General features: G+C 72.9%; 17 protein-coding genes. 11 read left to right on the top strand and 6 right to left on the bottom strand.

Annotation, left to right across the window (positions count from 1 at the left end):
- Positions 1 to 218: 218 nt before the first annotated feature.
- Both ACIBO1_RS11760 and rsrA read left to right on the top strand, forming a co-directional pair.
- Positions 219 to 1,034, top strand: coding sequence for a sigma-70 family RNA polymerase sigma factor (locus tag ACIBO1_RS11760; RefSeq protein WP_350692578.1), 816 nt, complete (start codon positions 219 to 221; stop codon positions 1,032 to 1,034).
- Position 1,035: 1 nt separating this feature from the next.
- Positions 1,036 to 1,323 carry a mycothiol system anti-sigma-R factor gene (gene rsrA / locus ACIBO1_RS11765; protein WP_396744389.1) on the top strand — a complete coding sequence of 96 codons (288 nt, stop codon included), beginning with the start codon at positions 1,036 to 1,038 and terminating at the stop codon, positions 1,321 to 1,323.
- Positions 1,324 to 1,413: 90 nt separating this feature from the next.
- Here rsrA and ACIBO1_RS11770 read toward each other — a convergent pair whose 3' ends face one another.
- A complete protein-coding gene (locus ACIBO1_RS11770) occupies positions 1,414 to 1,488 on the bottom strand; it encodes a 50S ribosomal protein bL37 (RefSeq protein WP_370461611.1) in 75 nt (24 codons plus the stop codon).
- A gap of 201 nt (positions 1,489 to 1,689) precedes the next feature.
- Here ACIBO1_RS11770 and ACIBO1_RS11775 point away from each other — a divergent pair, with 201 nt between their 5' ends.
- Positions 1,690 to 1,905: a biotin/lipoyl-binding carrier protein gene (locus tag ACIBO1_RS11775; protein WP_139582225.1), complete on the top strand. Its 216-nt coding sequence runs from the start codon at positions 1,690 to 1,692 to the stop codon at positions 1,903 to 1,905.
- The gene (locus tag ACIBO1_RS11780; protein ID WP_396744393.1) at positions 1,902 to 2,459 is read left to right on the top strand and encodes a GNAT family N-acetyltransferase; all 558 of its coding nucleotides are present in this window, start codon (positions 1,902 to 1,904) and stop codon (positions 2,457 to 2,459) included. The genes ACIBO1_RS11775 and ACIBO1_RS11780 overlap by 4 nt, the downstream gene beginning before the upstream one ends.
- On the opposite strand, the gene ACIBO1_RS11785 is transcribed toward ACIBO1_RS11780, so the two are convergent.
- A complete protein-coding gene (locus ACIBO1_RS11785; RefSeq protein ID WP_396744396.1) occupies positions 2,439 to 2,813 on the bottom strand; it encodes a hypothetical protein in 375 nt (124 codons plus the stop codon). The genes ACIBO1_RS11780 and ACIBO1_RS11785 overlap by 21 nt on opposite strands.
- Positions 2,814 to 2,847: 34 nt before the next feature.
- The gene (locus tag ACIBO1_RS11790; RefSeq protein ID WP_396744795.1) at positions 2,848 to 3,456 is read right to left on the bottom strand and encodes a TetR/AcrR family transcriptional regulator; all 609 of its coding nucleotides are present in this window, start codon (positions 3,454 to 3,456) and stop codon (positions 2,848 to 2,850) included.
- Between the two features lie 108 nt (positions 3,457 to 3,564).
- On the opposite strand from ACIBO1_RS11790, the gene ACIBO1_RS11795 reads away from it, so the two are divergent.
- Positions 3,565 to 5,142 (top strand): MDR family MFS transporter, encoded by a 1,578-nt coding sequence (locus ACIBO1_RS11795; RefSeq protein WP_396744399.1) that lies wholly within the window; start codon positions 3,565 to 3,567, stop codon positions 5,140 to 5,142.
- A gap of 111 nt (positions 5,143 to 5,253) precedes the next feature.
- Here the strand turns inward: ACIBO1_RS11795 and ACIBO1_RS11800 are convergent, their stop codons facing one another.
- On the bottom strand, positions 5,254 to 6,870 hold the full coding sequence (locus tag ACIBO1_RS11800) for a tetratricopeptide repeat protein (protein WP_396744402.1): 1,617 nt from the start codon (positions 6,868 to 6,870) through the stop codon (positions 5,254 to 5,256).
- A gap of 221 nt (positions 6,871 to 7,091) precedes the next feature.
- On the opposite strand from ACIBO1_RS11800, the gene ACIBO1_RS11805 reads away from it, so the two are divergent.
- A complete protein-coding gene (locus ACIBO1_RS11805) occupies positions 7,092 to 8,123 on the top strand; it encodes an SIS domain-containing protein (RefSeq protein ID WP_396744798.1) in 1,032 nt (343 codons plus the stop codon).
- Between the two features lie 25 nt (positions 8,124 to 8,148).
- A complete protein-coding gene (locus tag ACIBO1_RS11810; RefSeq protein WP_396744405.1) occupies positions 8,149 to 9,720 on the top strand; it encodes a histidine kinase N-terminal domain-containing protein in 1,572 nt (523 codons plus the stop codon).
- A gap of 184 nt (positions 9,721 to 9,904) precedes the next feature.
- Here ACIBO1_RS11810 and ACIBO1_RS11815 read toward each other — a convergent pair whose 3' ends face one another.
- Positions 9,905 to 11,521 carry a glycosyltransferase family 39 protein gene (locus tag ACIBO1_RS11815; protein ID WP_396744801.1) on the bottom strand — a complete coding sequence of 539 codons (1,617 nt, stop codon included), beginning with the start codon at positions 11,519 to 11,521 and terminating at the stop codon, positions 9,905 to 9,907.
- A gap of 401 nt (positions 11,522 to 11,922) precedes the next feature.
- On the opposite strand from ACIBO1_RS11815, the gene ACIBO1_RS11820 reads away from it, so the two are divergent.
- From ACIBO1_RS11820 to ACIBO1_RS11835, 4 genes are all read left to right on the top strand, one after another.
- Positions 11,923 to 13,635 carry a nitrite/sulfite reductase gene (locus tag ACIBO1_RS11820; protein ID WP_396744408.1) on the top strand — a complete coding sequence of 571 codons (1,713 nt, stop codon included), beginning with the start codon at positions 11,923 to 11,925 and terminating at the stop codon, positions 13,633 to 13,635.
- Between the two features lie 13 nt (positions 13,636 to 13,648).
- Positions 13,649 to 13,810 (top strand): hypothetical protein, encoded by a 162-nt coding sequence (locus ACIBO1_RS11825; protein WP_162854390.1) that lies wholly within the window; start codon positions 13,649 to 13,651, stop codon positions 13,808 to 13,810.
- Entirely contained in the window at positions 13,807 to 14,580 is a 774-nt protein-coding gene (locus ACIBO1_RS11830) for a phosphoadenylyl-sulfate reductase (protein WP_396744412.1), read from the top strand. Before ACIBO1_RS11825 ends, ACIBO1_RS11830 begins: the two co-directional genes overlap by 4 nt.
- Positions 14,581 to 14,645: 65 nt before the next feature.
- The gene (locus ACIBO1_RS11835) at positions 14,646 to 15,371 is read left to right on the top strand and encodes a sirohydrochlorin chelatase (protein WP_396744804.1); all 726 of its coding nucleotides are present in this window, start codon (positions 14,646 to 14,648) and stop codon (positions 15,369 to 15,371) included.
- Between the two features lie 142 nt (positions 15,372 to 15,513).
- Here ACIBO1_RS11835 and ACIBO1_RS11840 read toward each other — a convergent pair whose 3' ends face one another.
- Positions 15,514 to 15,771, bottom strand: a complete 258-nt coding sequence (locus ACIBO1_RS11840; RefSeq protein WP_007072794.1) for a WhiB family transcriptional regulator — start codon at positions 15,769 to 15,771, stop codon at positions 15,514 to 15,516.
- Positions 15,772 to 15,977 lie beyond the last annotated feature (206 nt).

The following is a 15,977-nucleotide window of genomic DNA, read 5'->3' on the forward strand; positions in this document are numbered from 1 at the left end:
CTGCCGGGTCCGCGCCGTTTCCGGTGGCCGCGCCGGGTCGTTGCATCCGATGGTGTCGCCCGCCCGTTCCGGACGGTGGCACCGGGCTCCCAGGCCCTTCCTGGTCCCAGCCGTGTGATCCGCGCGGCCGGGACCAGGATCGGGAGTCGGATCCGGAATGCCCTGGCCTGCGGTGGGTGTTGAACCCCTCGGATGACCACTGTGCGAGGGGGTGACCGGTGCCGACCGAGATCCGGAACCGGGAACGCGACGAGCGGGACGCGCGGCAGCTACGGCAGTTGCTGGCGGGCCCGGACTGGCCGGCGACGGTGTCACCGGCCGAGGTGGCGACGGGCACACCCGTCGGAACCGAATCTCCCGGCAGGTCCGTGCGCGTATCCTCGGCGGGGAAGCATCCGACCCGAGGGGATGTGCGGTTGACCACCGAGAAGACGGACGAGCGCAGGGCCCGGTTCGAGCGGGACGCGATGCCATTCGTCGATCAGCTGTACGCGGCCGGCCTGCGAATGACGCGTAACCCGGCGGATGCCGAGGACCTGGTCCAGGAGACCTACCTGAAGGCGTACGCGGCCTTCCACCAGTTCGAACAGGGTACGAACCTGAAGGCCTGGTTGTATCGGATCCTGACCAACACCTACATCAACTCCTACCGGAAGCGGCAGCGGCAGCCGGTGCAGGCGCCCACCGACGAGATCACCGACTGGCAGCTCGCCGAGGCCGAGTCGCACACCTCAAGCGGGTTGCGCTCCGCCGAGACCGAGGCGCTCGACCGGCTGCCCGACAGCGACGTCAAGGAGGCCCTCCAGCAGTTGCCGGAGGAGTTCCGGTTGGCGGTGTACCTGACCGACGTCGAGGGGTTCTCCTACAAGGAGGTCGCCGACATCATGGGTACGCCGATCGGCACCGTGATGTCGCGGTTGCACCGCGGTCGTCGTAATCTGCGCAAGCTGCTCGAGGGCTACGCCGCGGAGCGCGGCTTCTCCGCCGCTCCGTCGTCGGCCCGGAGTTCCGCTGCCACCGGCCGGGAGGTGTGACGTGAGCTGTGGGGAGCCGCACGAGACGGACTGCCGCGAGGTCCTCGCCGAGGTCTACCTCTACCTCGATCTGGAGTGCGCCCAGGAACGGCGTTCCCGGATCCGTCACCACCTCGACGAATGCGGGCCCTGCCTGCGGGAGTACGGCATCGAGCAGGAGGTGAAGGCGCTGGTGGCCCGGTGCTGCGGCAACGAGTCCGCGCCGGACGAACTGCGCGAGCGGCTGCGGGTACGCCTCAGCGAGATCGTGGTCTTCGAGAGCACCGAGTCCCGCGAACTGGCCGACTGACGCGTCGGCGCGCCGGAGACGACGACGCCGGTGGCCCGTACGGGCCACCGGCGTCTCGCTGTCCGGTCCGCGGGATCCGGAGCGCCGTCGTCAGGAGTTGGGGCGCTTGCCGTGGTTGGCGGCGCTCTTCTTCCGGGCCTTCTTCTTGCGGGCCTTCTTCGCCATACTGACCTCCTCGTGATGATCGCCTGCGCACGACCTCGACCCCGGGGCACGCTACCGGCCCTCCCGGAGCCAGGGTCCGACCCGTTGATGCTAGTGCGGTCGGCGTCGAAGCATCCCGGCCGGGGCTGCTGCTCGCCGCCCGGGGACGACCGTCACGTGATTGGATGTGGCGCAGGCAGTCGCGAGAGAAGGGGCCGGGAGATGGCCGAGGAGATCCGCGCCGAGATGGTGGCGAACGTCTGGAAGGTCGTCGCGTCGACCGGGGACACCGTGTCCGAGGGGGACACCCTGGTGATCCTGGAGTCGATGAAGATGGAGATCCCGGTGATCGCCGAGTCCGACGGCGTCGTCCAGCAGCTCGCGGTCAACGAGGGCGACGTGGTGCAGGACGGTGACCTGATCGCGGTGATCGGTTGACCGGCGTCCTGGTCCGACCGGCCGCGCCGGCCGACTTCGCCGCGGTGGCCCGGCTGACCGTCGCGGCGTACGAGGCCGACGGCCAGTTGAAGGGCGAGCACGGCTACGCCGAGGTGCTGGCCGACGTCAGCGGGCGGGCGGCGCACGGCCTGATCCTGGTCGCCGTCGACTCCGCCACCGGCCAGGTGCTCGGCACGGTCACCTTCGTCCTGCCCGGCAGCAGGTACGCCGAGATGTGCCGGCCGGACGAGGCGGAGTTCCGGATGCTGGCGGTCGATCCGGCCACCCAGGGTCGGGGTGTCGGTGCTGCCCTGGTCGAGGCGTGCGTGGCGGAGGCGACCGAGCGCGGCTGCACCGCGTTGGCCATCTGCGTACGCGCCGGCCACGCCGAGCCCGCCCACCGGCTCTATCAGCGGCGGGGCTTCGTCCGCGTACCGGAGCAGGACTGGTCGCCGTTGCCCGGCGTCGACCTGCTCGCCCTGCGCCTGGCTCTCACTGCGGCACCGCCGGGCCACGACGACACCGGGTACGGCTCAGCCGATCGCGACGAGTAGGCCGAGTGCGGTGAGTGCTATCGAGACCGGCACCATCACGGCCCGCTCCGAACGACTCCTGGAGAGCGCGTTAGGCACGATGGACAGCGCCGCGTAACCGACCACGACCCACATCGCGATGCGCGCGACCGATCCGGCGAGCATGTCGATCAGCCCCGCGCGATCGAGGGCGATCACGGCGATGACCGCGTACACGACGACCGACACCGCGCTGCCGAGCCGGAGCGGGCGGGGCAGCACCTCGTGCCGGCCACCCCAGGCGAACCGGCCGAGCGGTGCACCGAGCGCGAGCGTGATCTGAAAGGTCGCGAGGAGGGCGAGCAGCACGACGAGGGCCAGGGCGGCGAGAGGCATCGGCTCAGTGTAGTGATCGTCGGTGCGCGGTCGATCACTCTACGGCGGGGGTGGGTTTGGCAGAGGAACCCGACTGCGCGGCGATCGCGGCGAGCAGTTCGTAGGCGACCTCCAAGGCCACCCGCTTGCGGTCGGCGTCGGTGATCTCCGGCATGCGTACGGCGAACCAACTGCTGTGCACCGCGAACAGGGCCAGCACGGCGCGGAGCTGGGCACCGGCGCTGTCGTCGCCCCGGCAGAGCACGGAGGCCAGCCGGAACATCCGCTCCCGCATGTCCCGGCCGGCGGAGAGGTTCTTCAGGGCCGTCTGGTTCTGCTCGAAGAAGCGCATCACCGAGGGCTGTTCGCCGCCGAACATCGCGTCGGCGTACCGCTCGATCAGCGCCTGGCGGGTGGCCAGCGTGTCCGGTTGGGCCTCGCCCCACGAGATCAGCGTGTCCATCCGGCCCAGCCGGTCCTCGACCACGCTGGTGACGATCTCGTCCTTGCTCTTGAAGTGGTAGTAGAGGGCGGCCTTGGTCACGCCGAGTCGTTCGGCGACCTCACGCAGCGAGGTCGCCTCGTAGCCCTGCTCGGTGAAGAGTTCCAGCGCGACGGCCTTGATCCGCTCCCGGGTGCCGCCTGTGCTCTGGCTCACCTGCACCACCTAATCCAGTTGACCGTCATCTGCTGTCCAACTTACCGTCCGGCTAGTAAGGTAGCTAGCCGGTCGGCAAGTAAGTGCGTCACGTCTCGGGGGGAGAGCTTACCGATGGCCTCACAACAACAGGCCGCCGTGCGACCCAACATTCGACTCGTCCTGTTCGGGCTGATGATCGCCATGATGCTGGCGATGCTCGACAACATGATCGTCAGCACCGCACTGCCCCGCATCGTCGGCGAGTTCGGTGGGCTCAACCACTTCACCTGGGTGGTCACCGCGTACGTGCTGGGCACCACCGTCTCCACCCCGATCTGGGGCAAGCTCGGCGACCTGTACGGCCGCAAGAACGTCTTCCTCACCGCCGTGGTGCTCTTCCTGCTCGGCTCCGCGCTCTGCGGTATGGCCGGCTCGTCGATGCTCGGCGGACCCGACGACGGCATGGTCCAGCTCATCGCCTTCCGCGCGGTGCAGGGCCTCGGCGCCGGTGGCCTGATGGTCGGTGTGATGGCGATCATCGGCGACCTGGTCCCGCCCCGCGAGCGCGGCCGGTACCAGGGCATGATCGCCGGCATCATGGCCATCGCCATGGTCGCCGGACCGCTGGTCGGCGGCTTCATCACCGACCACCTCTCCTGGCGCTGGGCGTTCTATGTGAACCTGCCGCTCGGCGGGGTGGCGCTGGTGCTGCTGATCGCCACCCTGCGCCTGCCCCGGTACCGCACCGAGCACCGGATCGACTGGCTCGGTGCCGCGCTGCTGTCGGTCGGCATCACCGCGATCGTGCTGATCACCACGTGGGGCGGCAACGAGTACGCCTGGCGCTCCCCGCAGATCCTCGGCCTCGCCGCCCTGGCGCTCGCCGCCCTGGTGGCCTTCGGGTTCGTCGAGCGGCGGGCCCCCGAGCCGATCCTGCCGCTGGGCCTGTTCGCCAACCGGAACTTCGCCCTGATCTCCACGATCGGCTTCCTGCTCGGCTTCGCGATGTTCGGCGCGATGAACTTCCTGCCGCTCTATCAGCAGACCGTGCAGGGCGCCTCGGCCACCAACTCGGGCCTGCTCCTGCTGCCGCTGATGTTCGGCATGCTGGTGGTCTCGCTGCTCGTCGGCCGGGCCATCACCCGGACCGGTCGCTACCGGATCTATCCGATCGTCGGCGGCGCGGTGATGGCCGTCGGGCTCGCCCTGCTGAGCCTGCTGGACGTGCACACCAGCAAGCTCCAGTCGTCGCTCTACATGATCGTGCTCGGCGTCGGCATGGGCTTCCTCATGCAGACGTCGATGCTGATCGCGCAGAACAGCGTGGAGCAGAAGGACCTCGGCGCGGCCAGCGGCGCGGCCACCTTCTTCCGCTCCATCGGCGGCTCGTTCGGCATCTCGCTGTTCGGCGCGATCTTCGCCAACCGGCTCGCCGGCACCGCCGCCGGTGGTGCCTTCAGCGGCGGTGGCGAGGCCGGGGCGGCGATGAACATCGACCAGCTCCGGGACCTGCCGGCAGAGGCCCGCGAGGCGGTGCTCGGTGGGCTGGCCGACGCGATCTCGCACGTCTTCCTGTGGGCGGTGCTCTTCGCCGTCCTGGTGCCGGTGCTGGCCTGGTTCATCCGGGAGATCCCGCTGCGCACCAGCAACGAACCGACCGGCACTCCCGAGGAGCAGGCCGAGACCGCCCTGGCCCGCAACCCGGCGTGAGGATCGGAGGTAAGGAGGGGTCCCCTGCTAACGCCTCGTGCATAGCAGGGGACCCCTCCTTACATGCGTGAGCGCGAGGTGCGCGGAACAGCCGAGCGCGAGGTGCGCGGATCAGGGTGGGCCGGCCAGGCGGGGACGGAACGGGCGTAGCAGCCGGCTCAGCAGGACGCGGAGCGGAGAGCGGTGCCGGCCGCCGGGTGCGCCGGCCAGGGAACGCGCCAGGGTGACGCTGTCGGGATCGAGATCCGGGGTGGCCAACGCCAGGTGGGCCAGGGAGGCGGCCGTCGGCACCGGGCCCTGCCGGGCCGCCTCGGCCACCGTGGCCAGTCGGGCGGCGACCAGCCCGGCTACGTCGGGTCGGACCGACGGGTCCACCCAGGCGGCGGTGACCAGCGCGAACAGGGCCGCCTCGGCGACCTCCTCGGTGTCGGCCAACTCGGTGAGCACCCGCCGACGCGTCGAGGCGGACCACGGCTCGTCGGTGCGGTGGTGCAGCAGGCCGAGGCAGGCCCACACCTGCACACAGCGCACCCAGAGGGCGGGGTCCTGCCCGGCGAGCACCCGGCCCAACGCGGTCGGCGGGGCCTCCGGCGGGTGGGCCAGCAGGCCGAGCAGATCCGTCAGGTCGAGCGTGGCCAGCCCGACCGCCGTGTCGTACGCGGCCGGGGGGTGCGGCCAGGCGGGGTGGGCGAGGTGTTGCAGTCGCCGGGCCGCGTCCGCCGACGGCGGGGACGGTGTCTCGCCCGCCTCCTGCGCAGGCGGACGGGAGCCGACCGGTGTCACCTGTCCCAGCCAGGGCCGGCCTCGGCAGCACTCGGCGAGGTCACCGTGCTCGTGCGAGTCGTCCGGGTGGTCGCGGACGAAGTCGGCCAGCGCGACGAGGTGGCGTACGTCGCCGTCGCGCTGGAACCGCAGCCGGTGGGCGGTGTGCACCGCGCAGTCGAAGGACGGGTTGCGGACCAACGCGCGCTCGATCCAGACCAACGCCTCGTCCAGTCGGCCGTGGTCGGCCAGCGTGCCGGCGATGTCGGCGTACACGGCGAGGTCGTCGGGATCGTGGTCGACGGCACGGCGCAGCGCGGCGAGCGCCTCCCGGGTACGGCCCGCGCTGCGCAACGCGTACCCGAGCCAGACCTCACCGATCTTGGACGGCGCCGCGCGTACGCCCCGGGCGGCCCAGCGGACCGCGAGCGGCACCTCGCCGACCCGCCGGGCCAGCGCGGAGGCCGTGCCGAGCAGCAGCCCGTGTTCGGGGTGGACGGTGACCGCGTTGCGGGCCAGCGTCAGGTAGGCCGCCAGCGCGGCCCGGTCGGACGCCGGCACCGGATCGGGTGCGGCGGCGCAGACCTGCATCAGGACCCGGGCCGCCTGGTCCGGGCCGAGGCGTTCGGCCAGTTCGGGTGAGGTGACCCAGGGGACGCCGGCCCAGTCCGCGCCCGGTGCGTGCGCGGTGGCGGCGACCAGCAGGTCGAGCCCGTCGGCGGGACGGCCGGCGGCGGCGAGCAGGTGTGCCCGGGCGACGACCGCGCCGATGAAGGTGTGGTGTTGCAGAGGGAAGAGGTCCACCGCGTCGTCGCCGCCGACCGCGGCCAGCCGGGCCAGGGTCTCGTGCACCTCGGGCAGCGTCGGCGCCCGGGCCAGCGCGGCCGCGACATGGTCAGCGGCGTGTGCCAGGTCGCCGGAGTCCAGGGCCCGCCGAGCCAGCGCCAGTTCCTCCGTCGCCGGCATCGCCCGATCGTCGGTTCCCTCGGCCACGTGGTCCTCTCGGTGGTAGGTACGGGTTGCGCGGTGAGGTCGGGTCAGCGTAGGTGACGCCACCCAGTTTTGGTGATCCACTGCGCAGTACTGCGCGTTCGGTTGCTGATACGTGAAGAAACCTGCAAGACTGAGCATCAAACGCGCGGCGACCGCGCAGGGGAGGAGTTCGTGTGACGCGCCCAGGAAGCGGCATGGCCGCCGACATCGACGAGCAGCCGGCCGGTTACGAGCGACTGCTCTCCGCCGAGTACGCCGCACCGATCGCCCGGGTCGCCGCCGCCATCGCCGAGCGCCGCCCACGGCACGTGGTGTTCACCGCGCGCGGCACCTCCGACCACGCCGCGCTGTACGGGGCGTACCTGGCCGAGATCCGTCTCGGCCTGCCGGCCGGCCTCGCCTCGCCGAGCGCCGTCACCCTCTTCGGCGCCCGGCCGGACCTCTCCGACGCCCTGGTCGTCGGCGTCAGCCAGAGCGGCGGCTCGCCCGACCTGGCCGAGGTGCTCCGGGCCGCCCGGGACTCCGGCGCCCTCACCCTCGCGGTCACCAACGCGCCGGACTCCCCGCTGGCCCGGACCGCCGAACTCTCCGTCGACATCGCCGCCGGGCACGAGCGGGCGGTGGCGGCCACCAAGACGTACACCGCGGAGCTGCTCGCCCTGCTCCTGCTGGTCGAGGGGATCCGGTCCGGCGACGGCACGCTGCCGGACGACGAGCGCCGAGCCCTGGCCGCGCTGCCGGAGCTGGCCGCCCGCACGCTCGCCGACCCGACCGCGACCCAGCTCGCGCCCCGCTACCGCTTCGCCGGCCAACTGGTCACCACCGGCCGGGGGTACGCGTACCCGACCGCCCGGGAGGCCGCGCTCAAGCTGATGGAGACGTCGTACCTGCCGGCGCTGTCCTTCTCCGGCGCCGACCTGCTGCACGGTCCGCTCGCCATGACCGACCCGGACGTGCCGGTGCTGGCCGTGGTCGGCTCCGGGCCGGGCGGTCAGGCGATGCGCGAGGTGCTGCCCCGGCTCGGCGAGCGTCGCGCCGACGTGGTCGTGGTCGGCTCCGCCGAGGTCGAGGGGGCCACCCGGCTCGGCGTCCCCGAGGTCGACGAGCGCTACGCCCCGCTGCTGGACATCCTGCCGCTGCAACGGTTGGCGCTGGCTCTCGCGCTGACCCGGGGCGAGGACCCGGACGCGCCACGGGGCCTGAAGAAGGTCACCGCGACGATGTGACCCTCGGCGTGGCACGCTGGTCGGCGTGTCAACGCTGCGTGATCTCGCCGAGGAGCACACCCGTCTGCGTCCGGCCGACATCGACCACCTGCACCGCATCGCCGGTGACTGGCAGTTGCTGTCCGACCTGTCCTTCGCCGACCTGCTGCTCTGGGTCCCGGTGGACGGCGAGGGGAGCTTCCTCTGCGTGGCCCAGGTCCGCCCGACCACCGCGCCCACCGCCTACCAGGACGACCAGGTGGGACGCATCGTCGGCGGCCCGGAGGTGGCGCACCTGGAGGTCGCCTACGGTCAGGGCCGGATCTGGCGGGAGGGCGACCCGGTCTGGTACGGCGACGTGCCCGCCCGACACGAGGCGATCCCGGTCCGGCTGCGGGCCGCCGACGGGGAGTCCGACGAGGTGATCGCCGTGGTGGGCCGGGACACCAACCTGTCCACCGCCCGGACCCCCAGCCAGCTCGAACTGAACTACCTGACCACCGCCGACGACCTGGCGCAGATGATCGCCGACGGCACTTTCCCGCCGCCCCGGCACCCCGGCGAGACCACCTCGGCGCCGCGGGTCGGCGACGGCCTGGTCCGGCTGGACGCCGGTGGCAAGGTCACCTACGCCAGTCCGAACGCGCAGTCGGCGTACCGCCGGTTGGGCTACGCCTCCCACCTGGTGGGCGAGGATCTCGCGGCGCTGCACCGCCGGCTGGCCAACGACCCGCTGGAGGGGACCGAGGCCGGCAACGGCATCCTCGCCGCGCTGCGCGGCGAGGCGCCGCCCCGGCGCGAGATCGACGCCCGGGGCGCGACCATGCTCACCCGGGCCCTGCCGCTGATGCCCGCCGGTGTGCCGATCGGCGCGCTGGTCCTGGTCCGGGACATCACCGAGGTACGCCGCCGGGACCGCGCTCTGATCACCAAGGACGCCACCATCCGGGAGATCCACCACCGGGTGAAGAACAACCTGCAGACCGTCGCGGCGCTGCTGCGCCTCCAGGCCCGCCGGGTCGGCATACCGGAGGCGCGGGTCGCCCTGGAGGAGTCGGTACGCCGGGTCGCCTCGATCGCGTTGGTGCACGAGACGCTCTCCATGTCCAGTGACGAGGCGGTCGAGTTCGACGGGATCGTCGACCGGGTGGCCAGCGCGGCGACCGAGGTGGCGGCGACCGAGGTGAGCGTCGGGATGCGGCGTACGGGCAGCTTCGGAGTCCTGCCGGCCGAGATCGCCACCTCGATGGTGATGGTGCTCAACGAACTGCTGCTCAACGCCGTCGAGCACGGCTTCCCGTCGGCCGGTGAGGCCGAGGACGAGGACGGAGTCGAGCCGGAGCCGCCGGGCCAGCCCAGCGTCGACGCGCCCGAGGTGGTGGTGTCGGCGCACCGGGCCCGCAAGATGCTGCACGTCACCGTCGCCGACAACGGTCGGGGGCTGCCGGACGACTTCGACGCCTCCGGCGGGAGCAAGCTCGGCCTGCAGATCGTCCGGGCGCTGGTGACCGGGGAACTGCGGGGCAGCATTGAACTGCGGCCCGGTGCCGAGGGCGGCACCGAGGCGGTCCTGATCGTCCCGCTGGCCCGCAGCGCACCCGAACGCCCCGGCGCCTGAGCGTCCCGGGCGTCGGCGGCAGCCCTCGCCCCGGCGGTCGACCGCGTCCGGGGCGTCGAGAGCGTGTCCCTGACGGCAGCCCTCCTGGCGGTCGACCGCGTTCCGGGGGTCGAGACCGTGGCCCGGCGGCCGGTCCTCCCGGTCGACCTGGTCGGTGCCGTCGACCGCGTCGGCAGCGGGCCGGTCAGCGGCCGTCGGCGGTGAGCAGCGCGACGGTGAGGCCGGGGCGGGGCCAGACCCGGGTGACGGTGTAGCCGGTCCGCAGCGCGTCGCCCTTGGCACCGGGAACGGCGGCCAGCGGGTCGGCGGGTCGGCCCGCGACCACCAGCCAGACCCGGTCCACCCCGGCCAGGCACTCCGTCGGCCGGTCGCACTCGGCGGCCCACAGGTCGCCCCGGCGCTGCGGGTCCGCCACCGCCAGCACGTCCCGGGGGGTCCGCTCGCCGAGGTGGTAGCGCAGCCCCAGGTCGAGGAAGAGCCAGCTCTCCCGGGGCGAGTAGACGACCGCGTCGTCGGAGCGCAGGTCGTCGGCCACGATCCGGGCCGCGCCCGCGTAGTCGACCGTGGCGCTGCGCGGCCACTCGTGGGTACGCCGCAGGGCGGCCTGGTCGGGCAGGCCGAGCAGCCCGGCCAGGGCCACCACGGCGAGCGCACCGGGCGCCCGGACGGTACGCAGTGCCGCACCGGCCAGCAGGCAGCCGAACGGCACCACGAAGACCAGGTAGCGGGGTACCCAGAGCGGGACCACGGACCCGGCGACGAAGAGCAGCAGCACGGGAAGCAGCACGCAACTGGCCGGCAGCAGCGCCCGCCGACCGGCTCGGACCGTCCCGAGGGCGGCGAGCCCGACCAGGAGGCCGCCGACCACCCCGCTCTGCACCACTCCGCCGGGCAGCGCCGCCAGGTCCCCGGGCCGGGCGGCGTCCACCCAGTCCAGTTGCCGGGCCCGCTGTCCCCGCGCCCGCAGCGCCAACGGGGCGACCGCCGCGAACACCGGCGCCAACGCGAGCGCCCACCCCCACACCACCCGCCGCCGGAACCGCCGCCGCCCCTCGCCGGCCCCGATGCCGCCTCCGGTCGCGGGGCTGGGATCCGGGGCCGGTGGCCGTTCCGGTGACGCCGTGCCCGACGCTGCCGTTCCCGACGCTGCGGTGCCCGGTGCTGCGGTGCCTGGGGTGGGTGGTCGGTCCGGGGGCTCCGGGGCGGCGGGCGGTGCGGTGGCGCCCGGTGAAGCGGTGCGGGGTGCGGCGGTGAGCACGGCGACGGCGTGCGCGGCGAGCAGGGTGAGCGCGACCAGGTGGGTGAGCCCGAGGGCGGCGGTCGCCACGGCGTACCCGGCCCAGCGGCGTGGACCGGGGCGGTGCAGCGCGTCGACGAGCAGCAGGGTGCTCAGCACGGCGAGGGCGGTGGCCAGCGCGTACGGGCGGGCCTCCTGGCCGTAGCGGGAGGTGCTGGGCAGGACCGCGAACAGCAGTCCGGCGAGGGTGCCGACGCGGGCGTCCCAGAGCCGCCGACCGAGCGCGGCGGTCAGGCCGGCGGCGGCGGCCATGGCCAGTGCGGACGGCAGGCGCAGTGCGGCCACCGAGTCGCCGGCCACCGCGGTCCAGGCGTGCACGAGCAGGTAGTAGGGCGCGGCGGCGGCGTCGATGGTGCCGCTCAGCCGGAGCAGGTCGGTGGCCGGTCGGGTGGCGGCGCTCCAGGTGGCCAGCTCGTCCCGCCACGGCTGGGCGGAGTCCAGCCCGGCCAGCGTCACCAGCAGCGTCAGGCCTGCCGGGAGCAGCCACACCGGCAGCGCGCGCAGGCGTACGCCGCTGAGCCGGACGCCGTTTCCGGCGGCCGGTACCGACCTACCGGACAAATCACCCACATTGCGAGCCTGCCACACGATCGCGCTCCGAGTGGCGGCAGCGACCGCCCGTGATGTGGGATGCGGCACGCAGTCATTGGCCCGCCCATACCCGGTGTGGCAACATGACGTTCATGACTGCCGCCGTCGTGCGCCGCTTCGTGGCTCGCCGCCACGTCGATTACGGCCGCGTACGCAGCGCCATCTGTCCGGCCCACTGACGACGCCCGACCACCCTGCCTCGGGCACCCTGGCGCGCCGGCCGTTCCTGACATCGCCGTCCACGGCCCCTTTCCGGGAGCCGACCGCGTCCGCGTACCCCAGCCGAGGCACTGCAGACAACGGAGGACGCCGCGATGGCGGTCAGCGAGATTCCGGCCCGACCCGGGGACCCCACGGCGCGCCCCGCGCGGGCTCCCCGCCGCCCCCGCGGCGAGGGCCAGTGGGCGCTCGGATACCGCGAGCCGCTCAACCCCAACGAGCGCAGCAAGAAGGACGACAACCCGCTCAACGTGCGGGAGCGGATCGAGAACATCTACGCACACGGGGGCTTCGCCTCGATCGACCCGGCGGACCTGCGTGGTCGGTTCCGCTGGTGGGGCCTCTACACCCAGCGCAAGGCGGGCATCGACGGCGGACGGACCGCCGTGCTGGAGCCGCACGAGCTGGAGGACGAGTACTTCATGCTCCGGGTGCGGGTGGACGGCGGCCAGCTCGACCTGGCCCAGCTGCGCACCATCGCGGAGATCTCCCGGGAGTTCGCCCGCGACACCGCCGACATCACCGACCGGCAGAACATCCAGTACCACTGGATCCGGGTCGAGGACATGCCCGAGATCTGGCGTCGGCTGGAGGCCGTCGGCCTGCAGACCACCGAGGCGTGCGGCGACTGCCCCCGCATCGTGCTGGGCAGCCCGGTGGCGGGCGTCGCCGCGAACGAGCGGATCGACGCCACCCCGGCGATCGACGAGATCGTCCGGCGGTACGTCGGCGACCGGGAGTACTCCAACCTGCCCCGTAAGTTCAAGTCGTCGATCTCGTGGCTGGTGGACACCCCGTACCAGGCCAACGACATCGCCTTCCTCGGCGTCGACCACCCCGAGCACGGCCCCGGCTTCGACGTGTGGGTCGGCGGCGGGCTCTCCACCAACCCGATGCTGGCCCAGCGGCTCGGCGTCTGGGTGCCGCTGAACGAGGTGCCGGACGTCTGGGTCGGCGTGGTCGGCATCTTCCGCGACTACGGATACCGCCGGCTGCGCCACCGCGCCCGGTTGAAGTTCCTGGTGGCCGACTGGGGCGTGACCAAGTTCCGCGAGGTGCTGGAGAAGGAGTACCTCGGCCGGACGCTGCTCGACGGCCCGGCCCCGGAGCTGCCGGAGCGGCCGGTCGACCACATCGGCGTGCACGCCCAGCGGGACGGCCGCAACTACGTCGGCGCGACCCCGGTGGTGGGGCGGGTATCCGGCACCCAGCTCGCCCAGCTCGCCGACGTCGTCGAAGCGCACGGCAGCGGCCGGATCAGCCTCACCCCGTACCAGAAACTGCTCGTCCTCGACGTCCCGCAGGAGCGGACCGACTCGCTGGTCACCGCGCTGCGCGGGATCGGTCTGGAGGCCCACCCGTCGAGCTGGCGGCGCGGCACCATGGCCTGCACCGGCATCGAGTACTGCAAGCTCGCCATCGTCGAGACCAAGGCGCGCGGCGAGGAGCTGGTCGCCCGCCTGGAGCAGCGGCTGCGCGACTTCGACACGGACATCTCCATCCACATCAACGGCTGCCCGAACGCCTGCGCCCGCACCCAGGTCGCCGACATCGGGCTCAAGGGACAACTGGTGACCGGGCCGGACGGCCAGCAGGTCGAGGGCTACCAGGTGCACCTCGGCGGCGGGCTGGGCATGGCCGAGGGCCAGACCGCCGGGTTCGGGCGCAAGCTGCGCGGTCTCAAGACGACCGCCGACGAGCTTCCCGAGTACGTCGAACGGCTGGCCCGGCGCTACCTGGACGGGCGGACCGAGAACGAGTCGTTCGCCAACTGGGTCGTCAGGGCCGACGAGGAACTACTGCGATGAGCGAGGTGACGCGATGAGCAGCGAGACCCGTGCCGCGCCGTTGTACTGCCCGTACTGCGGTGAGGAGGACCTGCGGCCGAGCGAGACCGGGCACGGCGCCTGGGAGTGCCACGGCTGTGCCCGGGTGTTCACGGTCCGCTTCACCGGCCTGCTTCCCCAGGCGGTGCGGCGATGAGCGCTCTGATCTCCGCCGCCGGTCTGGGACTTGTCGACACCGCACCCGCCCCGGTCGCCGCGCCGGCCGACCCGACCCGACGCAGCCCCGAGCAGTTGCGGGAACTGGCGGACCGGGCGGGCCGGGAGCTGGAGGGCGCGCCCGCGCTGGAGATCGCCCGGTGGGCCGCGGAGACCTTCGGCGACCGGTTCTGCGTGACCAGTTCGATGGCGGACGCGGTGCTCGCCCACCTCGTCTCCCGGGTGGCACCCGGGGTGGACGTGGTCTTCCTCGACACCGGCCTGCACTTCCCGGAGACCCTCGCCGTCCGCGACGAGGTCGCCCGCACCCTGCCGGTGAACGTCCGGTCGATCCGGCCCCGACTCACCGTCGGCCAGCAGGACGGCGAGTACGGGCCACGGCTGTTCAACCGGTCACCGGACGAGTGCTGCCGGTTGCGCAAGGTGGAGCCGCTGGAGCGGGCTCTGGCCGGCTACGAGGCGTGGGCCGCCGGACTGCGCCGCGACGAGTCGCCGACCCGGGCCAACACGCCGGTGGTGGCGTTCGACCCGCGTCGGGGCCGGGTGAAGGTCAACCCGATCGCGGCCTGGAGCCAGGCGGACGTCGACGCGTACATCGCGCGCTGGAAGGTGCCGGTCAACGAGCTGTTCCGGCGCGGCTACGGCTCGATCGGCTGCTGGCCGTGCACCCGCCGGACCTCGACCGGGGAGGACCCGCGCGCCGGCCGCTGGGCCATGTTCGAGAAGACCGAGTGCGGACTGCACCTCTGACCGAGGCGGCGGACACCGACGGCGGCACGAACCGCCCCGGCCCACCCGGGTCGGGGCGGGACCCGCTGCTCCTGGTCGCCCACGGCAGTCGCGATCCCCGGGCCGCCGAGGCCACCCGGGCGCTGGCGCGGGCGGTGTCGGCCGCCCGGCCCGGCAGGCCGGTGCTGGCGAGTTGGCTGGACCACACCGAGCCCGGTCCGACCGAGGCGCTGCGCGGGCTGGCCGCCGCCGGGCATTCCCGGGCGGTCCTGGTGCCGCTGTTGCTGACCGCCGCGTACCACCGGCGGGTGGACATCCCGGCAGCGGTGGCGGCCGCCCAGGAATCCGGCCCGTCGATCGCGGTGACGGTCACCGACGTGCTCGGTCCGGTCGGCCAGCACGTGGACCGCTCGCTGCTCGCCGGGCTGGTACGGCGACTGGACGAGGCGGAACCGGGAAAGTTCGACGCAGTGGTGCTGGCGGCGGCGGGTACCCGGGACGCGTCCGCCCGTGCCTCGGTCGGCCGGGTGGCCAACGCGCTCGGTGTGACCCTCGGCACCCCGGCCCGGGTCTCGTACGCCTCGGCGGCACCACCAGCCGTCGGTGCGGCGGTGGCCCGGTTGCGTACGCGCGGCGCGCGGCGGGTCGCCGTGGCCGCGTACTTCCTGGCGCCCGGGTTGTTCCACGACGCGGTGGCGGCGGCGGCGCGGGAGGCCGGCGCGGTCGCGGTGGCGGCGCCGCTGACCGACGCGCCGGAGTTGGTGGGGCTGGTGCTGGACCGGGCGGACGTCCAGGCGTCCTCGACGCGCTGAGCGGCCTTGTGTGTAAGGAGGGGTCCCCTACTAGCGCCTGGTGTATAGGAAGGGTCCCTTCCTTACATCTGGTGCGTGTGGGCAGCAGAACGCCCCGGCGGGCTGAGCCCGGCCGGGGCGTGTCGCTTCGGTGCGGTTGTGGTCAGGCGGAGTGAGCGCGCAGCACCCGGAGTCCACCGCGACGCTTGACAGCGCGGCGCTCCTCCTCGCTCATTCCGCCCCAGACGCCAGCGTCCTGACCGGACTCCAGCGCCCACTGCAGGCACTGGTCGGTCACGGAGCAGCGCCTGCAGACGGCCTTGGCCTGCTCGACCTGCAGGAGAGCCGGACCGGACGTCCCGATCGGGAAGAACAGCTCCGGGTCCTCGTCGCGGCAGACAGCATGGTGACGCCAGTCCATGGCGGCAACACTCCTCATTCTGGATGGGTGGCAGATGTTGCTTGTTCGTGCTTTTCCTATATGCATCCGCATTGCCGATGGTGACGTTTCGCGTTCGCCAATTCGGCAGTGCGTGAGCAGGCTGTTGGCCCGGGGGACCTGCTGGAACAGCTCAACCTGCCGAGCATATCCAGGCAATGTCCCGGTAACTCAAGTTCGCTTGTGAA

This window comes from Micromonospora sp. NPDC049903, from assembly GCF_044460945.1.
GTDB lineage: Bacteria > Actinomycetota > Actinomycetes > Mycobacteriales > Micromonosporaceae > Micromonospora.